This window comes from Aureimonas sp. Leaf454 (assembly GCF_001424685.1).
Taxonomy (GTDB): domain Bacteria; phylum Pseudomonadota; class Alphaproteobacteria; order Rhizobiales; family Rhizobiaceae; genus Plantimonas.
Window position 1 is genome coordinate 78,483 of record NZ_LMQT01000019.1, and the last position, 21,201, is coordinate 99,683.

Genomic DNA, 21,201 nt, shown 5'->3' on the forward strand with positions numbered 1-21,201 from the left:
GGGGCTTCGATCCTTGATGGCGGCGGCCGGACGGGATGCTTGAGAGATCCGCGGACGTCTCGAGCTGCGGGCTGATGGCCCGCCTTGGACGTTCTGGAAAAGACCGATGGTCGGGATCGAAGATCGGTTGACGAAGAGCGACGCACCTTCGTTGAGAAGCGCCTTTCGAGATGGCGATTGTTGGGTTGCAGACGAAGTCCGGCGGGCCGGATCAGCGCGCCGCCGGAACCGGATCGACGGATCGAGGCGTGATCGGTCGGTTGGTCGACGTGTTCTCCGGAGGCGGCGTCCGAGGACCGGCGTCGGACGAGACGTCAACGGGCCTTCGCCATGTTTCCGGCCAGGGCGCCGTTCTGTGAACGGTCCAGGGCGTCGGGCGGCTGGATATGGACGTTTCGATCGCGACTTTTCCGTCGGCCGTCCTCGAGATCGCGATGGATCCCGTTCGTCTGAGGGTTCTCAAGGTGATCAGGGGAGTTCCGCCGTTGCAGGTCCGGCTGCGTATGGCGCGGGCGACGATGACCACATCGGCCTCGTCGCAGACATCGTCGACGAGACGATAATCGTCGGTCCAGATGATCCGAAGTCCGGTGCGGGTTCTCGCGCGGCAGATCAGACGGGGTGGCGGCGGACGACGAAGCACGGAGTTTACGGTCGACGAAACGGATGATGCGGATCCGTTGTTCTGAGATGCGGCACCGCTTTCTGCAGCAACTGGAACGGAAGAAGCGTCTCTGCGAAGACGAACGTCGTCCGGCAAAGGACTGGTCTCACAAGCGAAGACGCCCGGCGACGTGCCGCGAGCGAGTCCGTTTCCGGCCGCGTCTGAAATCTCGCGCTTTGCATCGTGCGGCAACGCGATCGGCTGCGTGACGGAGGATTGCGGCTCCGCTCCCTCCACCGTCTTCGATGCCTTCGCAACGGGTGTTGACGACACCGTCTCCGGTGGTGTTGCCGCCGCTTGGCCGATCGAGGGAGATCGAGCGTCGTGCACTTCGGATTGGGATTGAGCCGACGGTGGGAAGGCGCGCGTCCACTGTGCGAACACGAAGGCGTTCGGACGCTTGCGAAGCGGATGGAGGGTCCCGTCGGCATCGATGGCGGCCACTTCCTTGCCATCCTCGAAGACGAGAAGTTCCGGCGTCCGGCCTCTGTCCGGCAGAAGCAGGAGGCCGACGAGTGCGAGCGGCAGGGACAGCCAGCGAAGACGGCTGGCGCAGAGACAACCGACGAGGAGTGATCCGGATATCACGACGAGACCGGACGAGGTCAGTCGTCCACTGGGAGAGTCCGGCAGATGGGACGCGAGGGTGGTCGCGACGAGAAAGACGAAGTCCAGTCCCTTCCCCATGAGAACGAGGAAGACCGCGTCGAGGCCAAACGGCATCAGGATGGCAGAGATCAGCGCTAAGGGCATGATCCAGAAAGAGAAGACGGGCAGCGCGACGAGGTTGGCGACGACGCCGTAGGGTGCCATGCGCTGGAAGTGGTAGGCTGCGAACGGCGCCGTCGCCAGACCTGCGATGGCCGAGGAGGCAGCGAGCCCTCCGAAGAAAAGGAGCACCGCCCGGATGCGCCCCGGCCGTCTGGATGGCTCCTGGTCGTCATCGCGCCTCCTCGACATCAGTCCGTAGATCCCAACCAAGGCGGTCGTCGCGGCGAAGGACATCTGGAAGCTCGCGGTCAACACGGCATGGGGGCTGGTCAGGAGCACGAGGACGGCCGCCAGTCCGACATTTCGGAGGGTCAGTGCGGACCGGTCGACGAGGATCGCTACCAGCATGATCGACAGCATGACGAAGGATCTGTCGGTGGCGACATTGCTGCCGGAGAGGACGAGGTAGGCGGTCGCGACCACCAGCGCCGCTGCGGCGGCGATCTTCTTGATCGGCAGGTGGAGCGCCGCGCGGGGAAACGAGGCCAGCAGACCGCGGACGAGCATCATCGCAAATCCTGCGACGAGGGCCATGTGCAGCCCGGAGATGGAGAGGACATGCGACAGGCCCGTCGCCCGTAGCGCGTCGTCGATGTCGTCCGGAATTCCACTTCGCTCTCCCGTCATGAGGGCAGCGGCGACGGCTCCGGCTCCGCCGCCGATGACGTCCCGGATGCGGTCGCTGACGCTCAGCCGCAACCGCACCAGTTTTTCGCTCACGGTCAGAGACCGGGGAATTTCGGTGGAGGGTTCTGGCGCTCCGAGAGCGAAACCGTTGGCGCCGCGCCCTTCGAAGAAGGACGCGAACGCGAAATCGTAGGCGCCCGGCATGGCGGGGCCGGACGGTGCCCGCAGCCGGACGAGACCTGCGAACCTCCCGCCGACCGGGATGGTCTCATGCCGGCTCGACACAAGGATCGAGGCGGTTTCCGGCGGTCGCGTGAGGACGGGCCTGTCGGTCGAGCCGATCCGGACGACGTAGCGCATTCGGCCGGAATCGTCGCGATCCCGCCACAGGACGCGTCCTTGGATTCGGGTCGTCGCATCGCCCGAGATGATCGTGGTCGTCGTCCAGCCAAGCTCCGCCGTCGCGAGAGCCGTGCCGATGACCGTGAAGGCGAAAAGAAGAGCGGCAGCGCCCTTCAGGCCCCGCCCTGCCCATGTCCAGGCAAGAAGAAGAGCCGGGATCGAGGCCACTGCGGCAATGGCCGCCGCCAGCACCATCGGCGGAACCGAAGCACGACCCGCTGCGGAGAGGACGGCGGTTAAGCGAAGGTCCGGCGGACGGACCCCCGTCGCCGGGACCTCGATGACGCGGAGCCCGATGGTGTGGACCAGGATGATGCCGATCATGAGGCCGAGCGGTACGAGGAAGAAGCCCGACCTCGCACGTGCCTCGCGCTCGACATTGCGGGTGAACTCCCGGGCGAACCAAGACCGCCATTCGCGCGTCGTCGGCCATCGTCCCGATCGACTTCGGAGGACGACGCGCGGAAGGCGGGCAGCGCCGTCGGCTGCCCAGCGCCACCATGGGTGCGGCTTCGTTGCGGGGTCGGTGGCGTCCATTCCGGTCCGGCTCCCGCATCGTCTTGCCTCTCGTCGGCCCTATGCTACACACCCACGAAGCCCTGCCGATCAAAATCGTCGGTCCCATCCGGTCGAACCGGGTGCCTTCCTTCATCCACGGATTTTGCCATGACGGACCGCGTGGTCACACGTTTCGCCCCCTCGCCCACGGGTTATCTGCACATCGGCGGCGCCCGCACGGCCCTCTTCAACTGGCTCTATGCGCGGCACACCGGCGGAAAGATGCTGCTTCGCATCGAGGATACGGACCGCGAGCGCTCCAGCGAGGCAGCCGTCACGGCGATCATCGAAGGCCTGTCCTGGCTCGGGCTCGAAGCGGACGAACCTGCGATCTCGCAGTTCGAGCGCGCGCCGCGTCATCGCGAGGTCGCCGAGGCGCTCCTGGCCAGCGGCCAGGCCTATCGCTGCTATGCGACCCAGGCCGAACTCGAGGAGATGCGCGAACGCGCCAAGGCCGAGAAGCGCCCGCCTCGCTACGACGGGCGTTGGCGAGACCGAGATCCGAGCGAGGCGCCGGCGGGGGCGCCCTTCGTCATCCGGCTTCGGGCGCCGCAGGACGGCGAGACGCTGGTGCGCGATGTCGTCCAGGGCGACGTGCGCTTTCCCAATCGCGATCTCGACGATTTCGTGCTGCTGCGTTCCGACGGCTCTCCGACCTACATGCACGCCGTCGTCGTGGACGATCACGACATGGGCGTCACCCACATCATCCGGGGCGACGACCATTTGACGAATGCAGGACGACAGACGCTGATCTATCAGGCCATGGGTTGGGACGTTCCGATCATGGCGCACATCCCGCTCATTCATGGCGCGGACGGCGCCAAGCTGTCCAAGCGGCACGGCGCGCTGGGCGTCGAGGCCTATCGCGAGATGGGTTACATGCCGAAGGCTTTGCTGAACTACCTCGCGCGTCTGGGCTGGAGCCACGGCGACGACGAGATCATGTCGATCGACGACATGATCTCCTGGTTCGACACGGCCGACATCAACAAGGGCGCGGCCCGTTTCGATTTCGCCAAATTGAACGCCCTGAGCGGCCACCACATCCGCGGCAGCTCCGACGCGGACCTCGTCGATCTCCTGATGACGGAGCGGCATCACCTGTCCAACGGATCGATCCTGAAACAGAAGCCCGATGACGAGGTCCGCGCCAAGCTGGAGGCCGCGATGGCGGGCCTCAAGGAACGGGCGAAGACCCTTGTCGAACTCTGCGAAAGCTCCGCCTATCTCTTCGCAGCGCGTCCCCTCAGCCTCGACGAGGGGGCCAAACTTCTGCTGGACGGCGACGGCCGTCGGATCGTGGCCGCTCTCATCCCGCGGCTGGAAGACATTTCGGACTGGTCCGCCGCCTCGACCGAAGCCGTGGTTCGGGCCTTCGCGGAAGCCGAGGGGCTGAAGCTCGGCAAAGCGGCACAGCCGCTGCGAGCGGCCCTCACCGGCCGGACGACATCTCCCGGGGTTTTCGATGTCCTGGCCGTTCTTGGGCGGGACGAATCATTGGGCAGGCTCTCGGATCAACAGCTCTAATCGATTGATTCCGCCTTCGAAAGGCGGCGTCCGATGCCGGACTTTCGGCGAACTTGTTCGCGTGGCGGCTTTGCGCTACGCAAAGGCTGCGCTGGAGGGTGCACTGCAAAAGCAGTGCCTCGACCCGCTCTCGAAAGAAGGGGAAACGCATGACGAAGCGCGCGGCAAGCATAGCGGTGGGCGATAAGAACGCGAGCCTCGAAATGCGCAGCGGCACGATCGGGCCGGACGTCGTCGACGTCACGGGCCTCTACAAGGATACGGGCGTTTTCACTTACGATCCCGGCTTTTCTTCCACGGCCTCTTGCGAATCGAAGATCACGTTCATCGATGGCGACGAAGGCGTTCTCCTTCACCGCGGCTACCCGATCGACCAGCTGGCGGAGCGCGGCGACTTTCTGGAGACGTGCTATCTGCTTCTCTACGGCGAACTGCCGACCGAACGCGAGAAGGCCGATTTCGTCTATCGCGTGACGCGCCACACGATGGTCCACGAGCAGATGTCGCGGTTCTATTCGGGCTTCCGCCGCGACGCGCATCCGATGGCGGTCATGGTGGGCTCCGTCGGCGCTCTGTCCGCCTTCTATCATGACTCGACGGACATCGCCGATCCGCACCAGCGGATGGTCGCATCCATCCGCATGGTCGCCAAGACGCCGACGCTGGCGGCGATGGCCTACAAGTACCACATCGGCCAGCCCTTCGTTTATCCGCGCAACGATCTGTCCTACGCGGAAAACTTCCTGCACATGTGCTTCGCGGTCCCGTGCGAGCCCTACAAGATCAATCCCGTTCTCGCACGCGCGATGGACCGGATCTTCATCCTCCATGCCGATCACGAGCAGAACGCCTCGACCTCGACGGTCCGGCTTGCCGGTTCGTCGGGTGCCAATCCGTTCGCCTGCGTCGCGGCGGGCATCGCCTGTCTCTGGGGGCCGGCCCATGGCGGCGCCAACGAGGCGGCCCTGAACATGCTGACCGAGATCGGCACCAAGGACCGCATTCCGGAGTTCATCGCGCGAGCCAAGGACAAGAACGATCCGTTCCGCCTCATGGGCTTCGGGCACCGCGTCTACAAGAACTACGATCCCCGCGCGAAAATCATGCAGCAGACCTGCCATGAAGTGCTCGACGAGCTCGGCATCAAGGACGATCCGCTGCTGGAGGTTGCGATGGAGTTGGAGCAGATCGCCCTGCACGATCCCTATTTCGTCGAGAAGAAGCTTTATCCCAATGTCGACTTCTACTCGGGCATCACGCTGAAGGCGCTGGGTTTTCCAACCACCATGTTCACCGTTCTCTTCGCGGTCGCGCGCACCGTGGGCTGGATCGCGCAGTGGAAGGAAATGATCGAGGACCCGCACCAGCGCATCGGTCGGCCGCGTCAGCTCTACACGGGAGCGACGCAGCGCGACTACAAGCCGGTCGCCTCGCGCGGCTGAGGGGCAGGTTCAACACGGTCGAAACGGGCGCTGCGGCGCCCGTTTTCACGATCGGCGGTTCCTCGCGGCATCGATGACGATCTCCGCTGCCGCCTCCCCCGGCGGACGGTCCACGGCCATTTTCCGGCGAATGTCGGCGAAGCCTTGAAGCTGTGCGTGACGCTCGGGCGTGTCCGTCAAAAGCCGCTCCAGCTTGCGCGCCAAGAGAGCCGGGCGAACGAATTCATGGAAGTGCTCGGGCACCAGCGCATGATCGACGATGTAGTTGGGAAGCGCCGCGGTCCATCCGGAAATCAGGTGCCGGAGACGATAAGCCAGGGGGTCCAGCCGATAGGCCAGGGCCATCGGAACACCGGCGAGGGCAAGTTCCAGGCTCACCGTTCCCGATGCCGCCAAGGCCGCGTCCGAGGTGGCGAAGGCCTCCCATTTGGCGTCGTCGCCATGAACGATGGTCGGCTTGACGGTCCAGGTGGCGACCTCCGCCTCGATCCGGCCGCGCAAGCGCGACACGGCCGGGAGAACACCTTCCAATCCAGGTATCCGCTCGGACAAGACGGCGAACGTTCGTCCGAAGTCGCGCCCAAGCCGGGCCACCTCCCCCCGACGCGAACCGGGCAGGATGAGAAGTTTTGGCGGTGTTCCCGGCTGGCGAAGAACCGGCGCCGCGTCCAGGGCAGCACGGATCGTGGCGAGTTTGGGATCCCCCATGAGGGGATGGCCGACATAGGTCGAGGGAGGACCTCCCAGCGCGCGATAGACGGCGGGCTCGAAGGGAAAGGCGGAAATCGCCCGATCGATGTAGGCCGTCATGTCCGCTGCGCGTTCGGGGCGATAGGCCCAGACCGCTGGCGGGACGTAATTGACGATGGGAAGGCCGGGACGGGCTTTTCTCACGCGTCGGGCGATCCTGTGGGAGAACGAGAAGCTGTCGATCACAACGAGCACGTCGGGCTCTTCTCGGAGAATGTGGCGGGTCGTCTGGTCGAGCCGCCAGAGAAGTTGCGGAAGTCGAGCGACGATCGCCCCCGCGCCGATGATCGACAACTCGTCGATGTTGAAGAGGGAGGTCAGGCCCTCCGCCGCCATGGCGTCGCCGGCGAGGCCCGTGACGGAGAGGTCGTTTCCCAATCGGGACCGAAGTCCCCGGATGAGGTCGGCGCCGATCCGATCTCCGGAGTGCTCTCCGACGACGAAGGCGACCTTGATCATGCCTGTTCTTCCCTTGGCTCGCTGTCGATGCCGACGAGGAACATGCCCGCGGCATCCGCCGCGCGCACCACGTCGTCGAAACCGATCACGAGCGCCTTGCGCGCGCTGAGAGCAATGCCGCCGATGCCCGCGGCAGCGGCTTCCTCGATCGTTGCGCGGCCGACGCTCGGCAGATCGAATCGCAGATCCTGTTCGGGCTTCACGCTCTTCACGAGGACGGTGTGTTCCGCGCTGCCGATGCGCCCGCGACGGCGCAGATCAGCCACCCGCCCGAGCATTTCCCGCGTTCCCTCGATGCCCTCCAAAGCGATGACCCGGTCCTTGGATGCGACGACGGCTTGACCGACGTCGAGGGCGCCCAAGGCCCGCGCGGCCTCAAATCCTCGCGTCATCGCGATCCGATGGGATTCCAGCGGTCGGCGCGATGTGAGATTTCCCGCAGGCATCATCAATTCGGGCGCCACCTCCTGCACGGCCAGCAACTCGAAACCCCGCTTCTCGAAGGCTTTCGCGGCGGCACGCAGCAAGGAATCATCCCCTCCGCGAATGACCTGAAAGATCTGTGGCAGGAGTGCCAGTGTGCGCAGGCTCGGCCAGATCGAACGGAAATCGGGACGGACGGAGACCGTCCCGCAGAGGACCATCCTGCGAACGCCTTGCGCCTTCAGGTGACCGAAAGCGTCGCCCAGGCGTCCCCAGGCCATGTCCGATGCGGGATAGGGTGTCCAGTCGGTTCCCAGACCATCCCCGATGGACAGAATGGTCGGCGCAAAACCGCGACGGGCTGCGGTTGCGGCAATCAACCGAGGAAGATCGCCGCCGCCTGCGATCACGGCCAGCGGCTCGCCCGCATGGGCCGGAACCACGATGCCGGGCTTCTGAAGGCTCACGACGGGCGGCTATGCCGCGGAAAGCAGATGGCGCGGTCGCCACCGGAGCGGATGAAGCCGAGAAGATCCTGCACCAGAGGATCGTCCGGATATTCGCTCTGCACCTCGTCCATGTTCTCGCGGAAGGTCAGATCGTCGGAAAAGAGCATGCGGTACGCTTTACGGACATTGCGAACGGCATCCCGGTTGAACCCGGCGCGCTTCATGCCGATCACGTTGAGGCCAGAGAGATAGGCACGGTTTCCGAGCACCATACCAAAGGGAATGACGTCGCCCTCCACGGCCGCGAGCCCGCCGATATAGGCGTGATGTCCGATCCGTGTGAACTGGTGGATGCCGGAGCCGCCGGCGATGGTGGCGAAGTCGCCGATAACGCAATGACCCGCGAGCATGACGTTGTTGATCAGCGTCACCCGGTCCCCGATCACGCAGTCATGCGCCACATGCGCTCCCGTGAAGAACGAGCAATCATTGCCGATCGTCGTTTCGGAGCGCCCTTGGATGGTGCCCGGGTTCATCGTCACGGATTCGCGGATGAGGCAATTGTCGCCGATCACCAGCCGCGTGTCCTCGCCCTTGTACTTCAGGTGCTGCGGAGCGTGACCGATCGAGGCGAAGGGGTAGATGTTGGCATGGACGCCGATCGTCGTGTTGCCGGATAGGACCACGTGCGATCGAAGCCGCGAACCCGCGCCGAGTCGAACCTGCGGTCCGATGTGGCAGAACGGACCGATCTCGACATCATCGCCGAGAACGGCCCCATCTTCGACGATCGACGACGGGTGGATGATCATGAAACCCCTGAAGACTGATGGATCGGCGGCGATCCCGACGGATCAGGCCGGGTCGCGCGGAACAAGCATCGCGCTGACCGTCGCTTCCGCGACCTTGACGCCGTCCACGAGACCGACGCAATCGAATTTCCAGATGTTGCCGCGCTTCTTGGACTGCTTGACGTGATATTCCAGGCGGTCGCCGGGAACGACGGGCCGACGGAACTTCGCATTGTCGATCGTCATGAAATAGACGAGCTGCGGAATGCCCTTGCCCATGGAGCGCGTGCAGATCGCGCCCGCCGTTTGCGCCATGCCTTCGATGATCAGAACACCGGGCATCACCGGAGCTCCCGGAAAATGCCCGAGGAAATGCGGCTCGTTGGCCGTCACGTTCTTGATCCCGACGGCACTGCGATCCCCGTCGATGTCGAGGATGCGATCGACCATCAGAAACGGGTAGCGGTGCGGCAGCAGTTCGAGGATCTGCAGGATATCGACGCTCTCAAGCGTCGTCGTCGCTTCGGTCATCCTGCCCTCCTGCCGTTCGCCCGGCTTTCGCCGCCATGCTGATCCACGTGATTTCCCGGAACCATTCGCGCACCGGCCGAGCCGGGGTCCCACCCCAGCGCGCCCTGGCCGGCATGTCGCTGGCCACGATGCTGGCACCGGCGATCTGTGCGCCGTCGCCGATCGTCACGTGGCCGTTCACGCCACTCTTACCCCCGATCGACACGCCGTCACCGAGCGTCGCGCTTCCGGCAATGCCGACCTGCGCCACGATCAGGCAGTTGCGCCCGATCCGGACGTTGTGTCCAATCTGGACCTGATTGTCGATCTTGGTGTTCTCGCCGACCACCGTGTCGCGTACCGCGCCGCGATCGATCGTCGTCCCCGAGCCGATCTCGACGTCGTCCTGGATGATGACCCGCCCCACCTGAACGACTTTGACGATGCCCTTCGGTCCGGCAGAATAGCCGAACCCGTCTTGTCCGAGGCGCACGCCGGGATGCAGGATGACGCGATTGCCGATGAGCGCATGCTGAACGGTGCAGTGCGATCCGATCCGGACATCGCGTCCGACTTGGCAACCGGGTCCGACCACCGCCCCGGCACCGACGATCGTGCCCCGACCGATCGCAGCGTTCGGACCGACGACGGCCCCCGCCTCGATCGTCACGTCGGCTTCGAGCGTCGCGGTCGGATGGAGAGAAGCCAACGGCGAGACGCCTGGCAGGCCCGACATGGAACCGGGCAGAAGCGCCGCGGGAAACAGCGCCCGCCCGACAGCCGCGAAGGCCGAACCGGGCTGCGCGACGACGAGAGCTGCAAGGTGCTCCGGCACGAGGCCGAGATTGCGTTTGGCGACGAGGACGCACCCGGCCGCCGTCGCCTCGAGATCGTCCCGATAGCGAAGATTGTCGAAGAAACTGACGTCCCGCGGACCGGCCTCGTCCAGCGAGGCAAGCCCATCGACGATCAGGGCTTCGTCGGCGCCAACGCGCAAAGTCCCGCCGACGAGGTCGACGAGACCGGCAAGCGTGAGACCGGAGCCTTTGGGAAAGAAGCGATGATCCGACATCGTATCGGGAGGCGCAGAGCGCCTCCCCGTCCCGTCAGAACCGCGAGGAGAAGCCGAAGGAGAATTCCTGCGTCTCGTCGTATTCTTCCTTCGCCAGGGGATAGGCGTAGTTGACGCGAAGCGGACCGAACGGCGAGGCCCAGCTGAGGCCGACGCCCACCGAGGCACGAACCGCGATGTCGTCGCCGACTACGCCGCGCTCGCCAGCGAACTCGGTGCCCCACAAGGTACCCGCATCCGCGAAGACCGCGCCGCGGAAGCCGAGATCGCGCGAGATGCCCGGCAGCGGGAAGGTCGCCTCGGCGGACGCGTTAAGGTAATTTTCACCGCCGATCGCGACGCCATCGCCGATGCGGCGACCGAATGCGTCGAGTTCGAACTGCCGCGGGCCGATGCCCTTGGTCTCGAAGCCGCGGACGATGTCCTGTCCCTTGAAGAAGTTGTCGAACACGCGCAGATCGTCGCCGAGACCGGAAACGTTGCCGCCGCCCGCGCTCAGCTGGCCGATGACGTCGTATTCTTCCTGCAGCTGCGTGAAGTAGGCCGCCTTGGCGGTCGTCTTCACGAAGCTCGCGTCGCCACCGAGACCGGCCACTTCCTGACCGATCGTCGCGATGATGCCGTTGCGGGGATCCTTGTTCGAATCCAGCGTGTTGTAGGCAAGAGCGTAGGCGATGGACGAGGTCGTGTAGGGGCTTTCACAGATCGCCTGGTTGATGATGGCCGACCGCGTGTACTTCGGCGCGTTCGCAAACCCGATACCGAGACCGGCCGCGCCGGACCCGACGACGTTGCGCGGGTTGGGACTGCCGCAGGTCGCGAAGAGCTGCTGAGAACCTGGCGTGCCCTGCGTGACCTGAATGTTCCCCGGGCTGTAGAAGCCGAGGTTCAGACCGACATTGTCGCCGAACTCTTCCTGCTTGAAGTTGTAGGCAACCTGGGCGGTGATATCCTCGGTGATCGGCGCGGCGAGGCGCAGGGCGCCACCGATCCGCTTGACCTCGTAGGATTCCGAATTGTTCTCGCTCGTGTAGATGTCGAAACCTGCCGCGAGGCGACGGCCGAGGAAGTACGGCTCGGTGAAGGAGAGCTGGTAGTTCCGCGTGTCTTCGCCGAAACCGGCGGACACCTTCACGAACTGGCCGCGACCGAGGAAGTTGCGTTCGGTCACGCCGATCTCGGCGACGGGGCCTTCGCTTTCGCCGCCGGTCGTGTAGCCGCCGCCGATCGAGAACTCACCCGTCGACTTCTCCTGAACCTCGACGATGACGACCACGCGGTCGGGCTCCGAGCCGGGCGCCGTCGAGATGGAGACCTTTTCGAAGAAGCCGAGGCCTTCGAGGCGCTGCTTGGCGCGCTGCACGAGGACCTGATTGAAGGCATCGCCCTCGGAGACATCGAACTCGCGACGAATGACGTAGTCGCGAGTCTTCGTGTTGCCGCGAACTTCGAGCCGCTCGATATAGGCACGCGGTCCCTGATCGATCACGTAGTTGATCGAGATCGTGCGGTTGTTGAAGTCGCGATCGCCGCGCGGTGTCACCTGAGCGAAGGCATAGCCGTTCGAGGCCACTGCGTTGGTGATGCCGACGAGCGAGTCCTCGACCTTCTGCGCGCTGTAGACGTCGCCGGTCTGGGTCTCGAGCTCGCTGCGCAGGGATTCGGCATCGACGCCCGGAATGGCGGAGTCGATGTTGATCGCGCCGTAGGTGTAGCGCTCACCCTCGTCGAGCGTGATGGTGATGAAGTACTGGTTCTGCGCCTCGTCGAGCTCGGCGACGGAGGACACGATCCGGAAATCGGCATAGCCGCGATTGTAGTAGAAGCGGCGCAGCGTTTCCTCGTCCGCGCGCAGCCGATCCTCGTCGTAGATATCGTTGCGCTGGATGAAGGAGAGGATGCCCGATTCCCGCAGCGCGATCACCTCCTTGAGGCGTCCGTCGCCGAAGGCGTTGTTGCCGACGAAGGTGATGGTGCCGATCTTGGTCCGATCGCCTTCCTGCACGTCGAACACGACGTTCACCCGGTTGTTGTCGACCGGCAGGGTGCGCACGGAGACGACGGCATCGCTGCGGCCGATCCGGATATAGGCCTGGCGGATCGACTCCACGTCCGTCTGGGCCGTGGCGGCCGCATAGGGTGCGCGGGACTGCGTCTGAACGACCGCGTTGAGCTGTTCGTCCTTGAGCTTGGAATTGCCCTGGAACAGCACCTGGTTGACGATCTGGTTCTCGTCGACCTCGACCGTGACCGTGCCGCCGCTCTGACTGATGCGCACGTCTGAGAACAGCCCCGTCGAGTAGAGCTTGCGAACGCCCTCGTCGATGTCGGCGTCCGAGATGTTCTGACCGGCACGGATCGCGAGGAGACCGCGGATCGTATCGGCCTCGACGCGCTGATTGCCTCGAACCTCGACGCGGCTCACTTGAGCCGCCTGAGCCGTCGTGGAGCCGACGAGCTGAACTCCGAGCGCGGTCGCCATCACCGTCGATGAAAGAGCGATCGCCGACGCGGCTCGAAGAAGCTTTGATCCAGCCGACATAGGCCTCACCACCTTTTGCATGTTCTGTCGCGCGAACGCCGAGACGGCATCCTGCGTCCCATGCCTTGTAACGGCTTTGACGGGACGTTCAAGCAAACTGGACCGAACCTGTTTAGGAATCGGAAAACCGTTGCACACGGGACACGCAGACCCAAGACATGGTTAATAAACCGTGAACGTTTCGAGACATCTTCATAAGTGCTTCACGTTAGTCCCGAAATGTCGTTCCAGAACGCAAAGACCATCAGCGACAGGACGAGCACCAGACCGAGGCGAAAGCCCACTTCCTGCACGCGCTCGCTCAGGGGTTTTCCCCGGATCGCTTCATAGGCGTAGAAAAGGAGATGCCCGCCGTCGAGCATGGGAATCGGCAGAAGGTTCAGAAGGCCGATCGAAATCGACAGAAGCGCCGCCAGATTGAGAAGCGCGCCAAGGCCGAGCGTCGCGACCTGGCTGGACACCTGCGCAATGCGGATCGGGCCGCCAATCTGTTCCGTTCCCTGATGGCCGGTGACGATGCCGCCGATGAAGGCGACGGTTCGCTCGGTCACGAACCACGTCTGCGAGACACCATACTGCACGGCTTCGATCGCCGAGACGTCTTCCATCCGGAAGCTCGCGCTCTGTTCGCTCGCCACGAGACCGACGATCGGAACCTTGACCCTGTTGCCGAACCCGTCGTCCTGCTCGACCTCGCGCGGCGTCACCGTCAAAGCGAGAGTTTGGCCCCCTCGATCGATCTCGACGGAGATGGGCGTGTCGGCACGCGAGGCGACATAGCGCTGAAGGTCGCTGAAATAGGTGATGTCGTTGCCGTCCAGCTTCAGCACGCGATCGCCCGGCGCAAAACCGGCCGCGGCCGCCGGCGAGTCCGGCCGCACCTCGGCGACGACGGGATCGCCGACCATCCGTCCACCCGTGAAGGCGACGGCCGAGAACAGCACGATGGCGAGAATGAAATTGGCGATCGGGCCCGCGGCGACGGTGGCGGCGCGGCGACCGACGCTCTTGGCGGGAAACGCCATGGCGCGCTCTTCCGCCGTCATCCGGGACACGGCACCGTGATCCGGCGTGCTCGCGGCGTTCTCGTCCCCGAGGAACTTCACGTAACCGCCGAGCGGTATCGCGCAGAGCTTCCAGCGCGTCCCGCGCCGATCGTTGAAGCCGACGATTTCGGGACCGAAACCCACGGAGAAGACCAGCGCCTTGATCCCGCACAGGCGACCGATCAGGAAATGCCCGAGCTCATGGAAGAAGACGATGACCGTCAGGACGAAGAGAAACGGTACGATCTTGATGAGCGCGACGTCCCAGAGCGCGGCCAAGCTTGAAGAAACGTCCATCATCCGGTGTCCAGTTCGGTTCGCTTCGCCGCCATAGATCCGGCACGCGGGCGTCGGTCAAGATGTCAAGCGATCACGACAATAGCATGTTGCGCCGAGCGAATCAGGTCGCAGATCGGCGCAGAGGGCGACGCGCTCACGGCTCGAAGAACGCCCGTGCCGGATGATCGAACCCCGCAAGGGCGATGCCGACCAACCAGGCGAAGCCGAGCGCGACGATGAGAGCGTCGATCCGGTCCATCAGGCCGCCATGGCCTGGGATGATGCGACCGGAATCCTTGACGCCGAAACGCCGCTTCACCCAGGACTCGAAGAAGTCACCGGCCTGACCGAGAACGGACAGCACGGCCGTGAAGACGAGGATCCAGGGTTGGAAGCCGCCGGTGAGCGCCATGTGGAACGTCGTTCCGAAGGCCACGCCCGCCAGGAGGCCTCCGATCGAACCCGACACGGTCTTCTTGGGAGAGATCAGCGGCATGATCTTCGGCCCGCCGAACGTCCGTCCGGTGAAGTACGCGAAGATGTCGGTCGGCCAGACGACGCAGATGACGAGCCCGAGAATCGCCAGACCCTCCGCGTCGTCGCCCCGCAGGAAGCCGGGCGCGAGGCCGGCGAACGCCGCGTAGGCCAGTCCGCCCAGCGCCCAATCGGCCTTGTGCTCGCCGCGATCGATCAGCGCGATGAAGAGGCCGGCGCCGACGATCAGCGCGACGGCAGCCTCGGGCTCGCCGATGAGGAAGGCGAACAGCCCGAAGAAGAGAGCCCGGCGCAGGAACTTGAAGCTGGGCCCGGCCCGCTTGGCCCGCGTCATCTTCGACCATTCGTCGAAGACGATCACGCCCGTGGCGCAACAGAGAAGGCGAAAGGGAAGACCGCCGGCGAGGGCGACCAGAATGACGAAGGCCCCGAGGACCAGTGCCGAGATCAATCGGGATCGAAGGTCGATCCAGGATGCCGTGGCGACGAGCCTGCCGATCCCAAGTCCCATCCGATCAGGACGCGATCTCGCAGGAAACGCCACCGAAACGGCGTTCTCGTCCAGCAAATTCCTTCAGGGCTTCCTCGAAGGCCTTGCGGTCGAAATCCGGCCAGAGACAGGGCAGGAAGACGAATTCGGAATAGGCGGCCTGCCAGAGGAGAAAGTTCGACAGACGCAACTCGCCGCTCGTGCGGATGATGAGGTCGGGATCGGGAATGCCGGCCGTGTCCATATGGGCTTCGATGTGCTGCGCGGTCAGCGCATGCGGCTCGATCTCGCCCGACACGATCTTCTCGCCGATCCGCTGCATCGCCCGCGTCACTTCTTCACGCGCGCCGTAGTTGAAGGCGATGACGAGCGTCGTGGAGCTGTTCTCGCGCGTGAGGTTTTCAGCCTCTTCGAGCAGAGACCGGATGTCGGGGGAAAGGTTGTGGCGAGCGCCGATGACGCGGACGCGGACGCCCTCCTTGTGGAGATCGGCCAAGTCCCGGCGGATGAAGAGCTTGAGCAGGCCCATCAGCTCACCGACCTCGTCGGCGGGACGACGCCAGTTCTCGGAGGAAAACGCGAAGAGGGTCAGATAGCGAATTCCCAGAGCGCCGGCCGTGCGAACGGCTTCGCGAACCGCCTCCACGCCCCGTCGATGGCCGATCGAGCGCGGAAGCCCCCTCGCCTTCGCCCAACGGCCATTGCCGTCCATGATGATGGCGACGTGTTCCGGTGCCCGCACGAAGTTCAACCTTCCCTGATACCCAGCGCCGAGCCGCCGACCGCTCCAGTCTAGACCTGAAGGATTTCCGCTTCCTTGGCGGCCAGGGTCCGGTCGATTTCGGAGATCGTCTCATCCGTCATCTTCTGGACCCGATCCGACATCTGGCGCGAATCATCCTGTCCGATGTCGCCGTCCTTCTCCAGCTTTTTCAAGCTGTCCATACCGTCGCGGCGGACGTGACGAGCCGCGATGCGGGCGTTCTCGCCATAGGTGTGCGCGACCTTGACGAGCTCCTTGCGACGCTGCTCGTTGAGTTCCGGCAGCGGGATGCGCAAGGTGGTTCCATCCGTGATCGGGTTGAGGCCGAGGCTGGAATCACGGATCGCGCGTTCGACCTTGCCGACCAAGGATTTGTCCCAGACCGACACCGAGAGCATGCGGGGCTCCGGCACGGAGACGTTGGCCACCTGGTTCAAGGGCGTCTGCGTCCCATAGGCATCGACCGTGATCGGATCGAGAAGGTTCGCCGACGCACGCCCCGTGCGAAGACCGGAGAGATCATGCTGAAGCGAAGAGATCGCGCCGTCCATGCGCCGCTTCAAGCCGTTGAAATCGAAATCCGCCATGCTGGTTCTGCCTTCTGCTTTCGCCTTAATCGGTGACGATCGTCGAAAGCCCGCCGCCCGTAAGGATCTGGCTGAAGCCGCCCTTCTCGTGAATCGAGAAGACGACGATCGGGATATGATTTTCGCGCGTCAGCGCAACGGCCGCGACATCCATGACGGCCAGCCCGCGCAGGAGCAATTCGTCATGAGTCAGCGTCTCGAAGCGGGTCGCCTCCGGATGGGTCTTGGGATCGGCGGTGTAGATGCCGTCGACCTGCGTCCCCTTGAACAAGGCTTCCGCGCCCATCTCGGCGGCGCGAAGCGCGGCAGCCGAGTCGGTCGTGAAGAAGGGATTGCCGGTTCCGCCCGCGAAGATGACCACGCGCCCCGCCTGCGCATGGGCGAGCGCGACACGCTGCGAGAAGCTCTCGCAGATCTCCGGCATCGCGATCGCCGAAAGGACGATGGCGTCGATGCCGATCTTCAGAAGGGAGGTGCGCAGCGCCAGGGCGTTGATGACGGTCGCCAGCATGCCCATGTGGTCGCCGGTCACGCGATCACCACCCTTGGAGGCGACGGCGACGCCGCGGAAAATGTTGCCGCCGCCGATGACGACCGAGATGTCGACGCCGAGTTCGCGCGCCTCGGCGATGTCACCGGCGATCCGGTCTACGACGGTGACGTCAATTCCGAATCCCTGACTGCCCATCAGCGCTTCGCCGGAAACCTTCAGGAGCACGCGCTTGAAACGGACGTCTGCCATGAATGAACTCACCCGTTCCCGATGCCGGCCTGCGATACAACAAGGGCGTCCGCTTGTCACGCGGACGCCCGGGGTCTTGAGGGAGGCAGGAGACGCGCCGTCGTTTGCGGTCTCGGCTTCCCATGCGATTTTATATGCGAGACTTACTTCTTGCCGGCAGCCGCCGCAACCTCGGCCGCGAAGTCCGACTTCTCCCGCTCAATGCCCTCGCCGAGGGCGAAGCGCACGAAGCCGGTGATCTTCGCAGGCGCGCCGAAGTCCTTCTCGGCATCCTTCAGCGCCTTCTCGACCGTGAGGTCGGGGTTGATGACGAAAGCCTGGCTGAGGAGGACGACCTCCTCGTAGAACTTGCGCATCCGGCCTTCGACCATCTTCTCGATGATCGCTTCCGGCTTGCCGGACTCGCGCGCCTGCTCGATGAAGATCGCGCGTTCGCGGTCGGCTGTCGCCTGATCGACTTCGGCCGAGGTCAGAGCGAGCGGATTGGTCGCCGCGACATGCATGGCGACCTGACGGCCGAACTGCGTGAGCGCGGCCTTGTCGCCGGAGGATTCCATGGCGACGAGCACGCCCATCTTGCCGAGCCCGTCGACGACCTGGTTGTGGATATAGGAGGCGACGACGCCTTCGCCGACCGACAGCATGGCCGAACGACGGAGCGACATGTTCTCGCCGATCGTTCCCACCGCTTCGGTGATCGTCTCGGCGACGGTCTTGGACGACGCGGGATAGGCGGCGGCGGCGACGGCATCGACCGAGCCGTCGGTGGAGAGGCCGACCTTCGCGATGTTCTTGACGATCGCCTGGAAGGCGTCGTTGCGCGCGACGAAGTCGGTTTCGGAATTGACCTCGACGACGATCGCCGTGTTGCCGTCGGAGGCTGCTCCGACGAGGCCTTCGGCCGCGGTGCGACCCGACTTCTTGTCGGCCTTCGAAATGCCCTTGGCGCGGAGCCAGTCGATCGCGGCCTCCATGTCGCCATTGGTCTCGGCCAACGCGGTCTTGCAGTCCATCATGCCTGCGCCGGACTTCTCGCGCAGTTCCTTCACCATCGCGGCGGTTACGGTCATGGTCTAGCCTCTTGCCAAAAAGTGCCGGCTCACCTCCGGCAGGTCGCGCGGAAATGAGCCGGTCTTGTCACATCTGTATGAAGGGTCGGTACAAACCGTCCGGCCAAAGACCGGACGGCGAAACGCCTGTGCGCCGGTGGCTCAGGCCGCCGAAGCTTCCTCGGCGACGGGCGCCGGGGCAGCCTGCTCGGCCAGCGCCGGCTCTTCGTCGAGGGCCTCGATCGGCGCCTCTTCCATCGCACCAATATCGACGCCCATGGCGCCGGCCTGACGACCGATGCCGTCGAGGGCCGCCTTGGCGATCAGGTCGCAGTAGAGGGTGATGGCGCGAGCCGCGTCGTCGTTACCCGGGATCGGGTAGTCGATCGGGTTCGGGTTGCAGTTCGAATCGACGACCGCGACGACCGGAATGTGGAGGCGCTTGGCTTCCTCGATCGCGATCGCTTCCTTGTTGGTGTCGATGATGAAGATCATGTCCGGCACACCGCCCATGTCGCGAATGCCACCGAGCGCGCGGTCGAGCTTGTCGCGCTCGCGCTGTAGCGTCAGACGCTCCTTCTTGGTGAAGCCGTGGGCTTCGCCGGCGAGCAGTTCGTCGAGCTTGCGCAGGCGCTGGATCGAATGGGAAATGGTCTTCCAGTTCGTGAGCATGCCGCCGAGCCAGCGGGAGTTCACGTAGTACTGGGCCGAGCGCTGCGCGGCATCCGCCACGATGTCGGACGCCTGGCGCTTGGTGCCGACGAACAGAACGCGGCCGCCCTTGGCGACGGTGTCGGACACGGCCTTCAGCGCCGTGTGCAGCATCGGAACGGTCTGGGCGAGATCGAGGATGTGGATGTTGTTGCGCGAGCCGAAGATGAAGGGCGCCATCTTCGGGTTCCAGCGGTGAGTCTGGTGGCCGAAGTGGACACCCGCCTCGAGAAGCTGGCGCATGGAATAGTCGGGAAGTGCCATGGTAAAGGGTCCTTTTACCGGTTGAGCCTCCACGGAAAAGAAGCAGCCGTCTGGCTGCCACCGGTGGGCGGGTTCCCCGATCGCTCGGAGGACCATCCCGAATTCCGTGTGTGGAATAGCGGCGCGCATACACCATCACGCCTCGATGGGCAAGCTTCTCGCCGGTTCTGCAAAGGTCCGCACCTCCCGCCGGCGGGTGGCCGGTCAGGCGGTCAGGGACAGGCAGGCGCCGAGAGGAGGTCCAGCTTGCTCAAGGAGCCCGCGAAGACATAAGCCCCGAAGTCGAGCTTCAGATCGTCCGACACCCCATTCTCGTAAAGCACGTAGCTGGTCTGGAAGATCGGCAGGCCGTCCGGGTCGCTGTCGGTGTTGTAGTAGGCTTCGTTGACCCTCCAGGAGCGAAGGCCGGCCAGGGACTTGCGGATGCTCTCCTGGAGCGCGGCCTTCGCGGCTTCGGCCGCATCCGCGGCCGGCGTCGCGTCCGGATCGTTCGTTGCCGGTGCGGCCATGGCGGAAGCGCCTGCCGATGGTGCCGGCTTCGCGGGTTCGCCTGTCGGGTCGACGTTTGGAGCGGATGGAGCCGGACCGGGCTCGTGCGGCGTGATGATCGCCGTGCTCGTCAGAAGCTTCTCGCTGTCGTCGTCGCCGTCGAAGAGGCGCGTTTCGACGATCATCTGACCCTCCCTCGCCTTTTCGATCAGCTCGCGCGTGTGCTCCATCGGAAAGCGCGAGAGCGGCAGCTCGAAGCTGCGCTTCTCGGGTTCCGTCATTTCGACCTTCGTGGCGGTTCCGTCATGGCGGGCTTCGCCGCTGACCTCCTTTTCCGGCGCGCCATCGACGAAGGTCTTGGTGGAAAACTCGAACTGCGTTCCCGCGACGGTCTCGGTCGAAACCGTCTGCTGATCGGTCTGCGTGATCTCCTGCTCCTGCTGGAACCGGGCCACGAAGCGATAGTCGAGATTGTAGACGCCGCACGTGTCGTTCTTCAGCGCCATCGCGATTCGGCCCTCCGCCCCCGCGATGTCATCGGACCGGTCGGTGAGTTCGAGCTCATAGATCGCCTGATGCGGAGCCAGTATCACGGCTGCGGGCAGCGCGGCCGCCGGTGTCGGTGGGGCTGTCACGCCCGCCACCAATGCGGCTATCAAGCGAAGAGGCATCGGCATAACGTCCTGTCGACTAGGGAAACGCGCTTCGGCATTGTATGTCGGCGCCCGAGCCATCTCTCATCCGATGGGGCGCCGTTCCAGAGCACCGGCGATCCCTCGAAAAAGCCCGACACCAGAGCCCGACCCTTCCACCGAGGAAACTTCGATGACAGCAGCCACGATCTCGGACCGCCTTGCCGCCGCCGGCGTCAGCTTGCCCGAGGCCGCCGCTCCGGCCGCCAATTATGTCCCCTTTGTCCTGTTCGGCAACAGCCTGCAGACATCGGGCCAACTTCCCATCGATGGCGGCAAGATTGCCGTCACGGGAAAGCTCGGTGCGGACGTGTCTCTGGACGACGGCCAGAGGGCGGCCCGCTTCTGCGCGATCAACATCCTCGCTCAGGCCAAAGCGGCTCTCGGCGGGGATCTGGAGCGGATCCGGCGCCTCCTCAAGATCACCGTCTTCGTGGCGAGCGACCCCGGTTTCACCGATCAGCACAAGGTGGCCAACGGGGCGTCGGACTTTCTGGTCGAGATCCTCGGCGATGCGGGACGTCACGCGCGTTCGGCCGTCGGCGTGCCGTGCCTGCCGCTCGGCGCAGCCGTCGAGATCGAGGCGCTGTTCGAGATCGCCTGA

18 protein-coding genes are annotated in these 21,201 nt (G+C 64.7%); 3 read left to right on the forward strand and 15 right to left on the reverse strand.

Annotation, left to right across the window (positions count from 1 at the left end):
- Positions 1–211: 211 nt before the first annotated feature.
- Positions 212–3,001 carry a ComEC/Rec2 family competence protein gene (locus ASG43_RS11850; protein ID WP_056504956.1) on the reverse strand — a complete coding sequence of 930 codons (2,790 nt, stop codon included), beginning with the start codon at positions 2,999–3,001 and terminating at the stop codon, positions 212–214.
- A 129-nt stretch (positions 3,002–3,130) separates the two neighbouring features.
- Here ASG43_RS11850 and gltX point away from each other — a divergent pair, with 129 nt between their 5' ends.
- Both gltX and gltA read left to right on the forward strand, forming a co-directional pair.
- Positions 3,131–4,552 (forward strand): glutamate--tRNA ligase, encoded by a 1,422-nt coding sequence (gene gltX / locus ASG43_RS11855; RefSeq protein ID WP_056504959.1) that lies wholly within the window; start codon positions 3,131–3,133, stop codon positions 4,550–4,552.
- A gap of 149 nt (positions 4,553–4,701) precedes the next feature.
- Positions 4,702–5,994 (forward strand): citrate synthase, encoded by a 1,293-nt coding sequence (gene gltA / locus ASG43_RS11860; protein ID WP_056504960.1) that lies wholly within the window; start codon positions 4,702–4,704, stop codon positions 5,992–5,994.
- Positions 5,995–6,039: 45 nt separating this feature from the next.
- Here the strand turns inward: gltA and lpxB are convergent, their stop codons facing one another.
- The 14 genes from lpxB to ASG43_RS11930 all read right to left on the reverse strand — a co-directional run bounded on the left by lpxB (position 6,040) and on the right by ASG43_RS11930 (position 20,540).
- Positions 6,040–7,203: a lipid-A-disaccharide synthase gene (lpxB, locus tag ASG43_RS11865; protein ID WP_056504962.1), complete on the reverse strand. Its 1,164-nt coding sequence runs from the start codon at positions 7,201–7,203 to the stop codon at positions 6,040–6,042.
- Positions 7,200–8,093, reverse strand: a complete 894-nt coding sequence (gene lpxI / locus ASG43_RS11870; RefSeq protein WP_056504965.1) for a UDP-2,3-diacylglucosamine diphosphatase LpxI — start codon at positions 8,091–8,093, stop codon at positions 7,200–7,202. Before lpxI ends, lpxB begins: the two co-directional genes overlap by 4 nt.
- Positions 8,090–8,887, reverse strand: a complete 798-nt coding sequence (lpxA, locus tag ASG43_RS11875) for an acyl-ACP--UDP-N-acetylglucosamine O-acyltransferase (protein WP_056504968.1) — start codon at positions 8,885–8,887, stop codon at positions 8,090–8,092. The genes lpxI and lpxA overlap by 4 nt, the downstream gene beginning before the upstream one ends.
- A 42-nt stretch (positions 8,888–8,929) precedes the next feature.
- Complete coding sequence (gene fabZ / locus ASG43_RS11880; RefSeq protein WP_056504970.1) at positions 8,930–9,397, reverse strand: 3-hydroxyacyl-ACP dehydratase FabZ; 468 nt, start codon at positions 9,395–9,397, stop codon at positions 8,930–8,932.
- A complete protein-coding gene (gene lpxD, locus ASG43_RS11885; protein WP_056504972.1) occupies positions 9,372–10,448 on the reverse strand; it encodes a UDP-3-O-(3-hydroxymyristoyl)glucosamine N-acyltransferase in 1,077 nt (358 codons plus the stop codon). Before lpxD ends, fabZ begins: the two co-directional genes overlap by 26 nt.
- Before the next feature lie 34 nt (positions 10,449–10,482).
- Entirely contained in the window at positions 10,483–12,930 is a 2,448-nt protein-coding gene (gene bamA / locus ASG43_RS11890; protein WP_244488078.1) for an outer membrane protein assembly factor BamA, read from the reverse strand.
- A 263-nt stretch (positions 12,931–13,193) separates the two neighbouring features.
- Positions 13,194–14,333: an RIP metalloprotease RseP gene (rseP, locus tag ASG43_RS11895; RefSeq protein WP_056505799.1), complete on the reverse strand. Its 1,140-nt coding sequence runs from the start codon at positions 14,331–14,333 to the stop codon at positions 13,194–13,196.
- Between the two features lie 136 nt (positions 14,334–14,469).
- Entirely contained in the window at positions 14,470–15,321 is an 852-nt protein-coding gene (locus ASG43_RS11900) for a phosphatidate cytidylyltransferase (protein ID WP_056504980.1), read from the reverse strand.
- 4 nt (positions 15,322–15,325) lie between these two features.
- Positions 15,326–16,042, reverse strand: a complete 717-nt coding sequence (locus ASG43_RS11905; RefSeq protein WP_082490886.1) for an isoprenyl transferase — start codon at positions 16,040–16,042, stop codon at positions 15,326–15,328.
- 50 nt (positions 16,043–16,092) lie between these two features.
- Entirely contained in the window at positions 16,093–16,650 is a 558-nt protein-coding gene (frr, locus tag ASG43_RS11910) for a ribosome recycling factor (protein WP_056504982.1), read from the reverse strand.
- A gap of 25 nt (positions 16,651–16,675) precedes the next feature.
- Complete coding sequence (pyrH, locus tag ASG43_RS11915; RefSeq protein ID WP_056504985.1) at positions 16,676–17,392, reverse strand: UMP kinase; 717 nt, start codon at positions 17,390–17,392, stop codon at positions 16,676–16,678.
- Between the two features lie 143 nt (positions 17,393–17,535).
- Positions 17,536–18,462 (reverse strand): translation elongation factor Ts, encoded by a 927-nt coding sequence (gene tsf / locus ASG43_RS11920; RefSeq protein ID WP_056504988.1) that lies wholly within the window; start codon positions 18,460–18,462, stop codon positions 17,536–17,538.
- Between the two features lie 141 nt (positions 18,463–18,603).
- On the reverse strand, positions 18,604–19,416 hold the full coding sequence (gene rpsB / locus ASG43_RS11925) for a 30S ribosomal protein S2 (RefSeq protein ID WP_056504991.1): 813 nt from the start codon (positions 19,414–19,416) through the stop codon (positions 18,604–18,606).
- Positions 19,417–19,628: 212 nt separating this feature from the next.
- A complete protein-coding gene (locus ASG43_RS11930; RefSeq protein WP_162244718.1) occupies positions 19,629–20,540 on the reverse strand; it encodes a DUF1849 family protein in 912 nt (303 codons plus the stop codon).
- 190 nt (positions 20,541–20,730) lie between these two features.
- On the opposite strand from ASG43_RS11930, the gene ASG43_RS11935 reads away from it, so the two are divergent.
- On the forward strand, positions 20,731–21,201 hold the full coding sequence (locus ASG43_RS11935) for a RidA family protein (protein WP_056504997.1): 471 nt from the start codon (positions 20,731–20,733) through the stop codon (positions 21,199–21,201).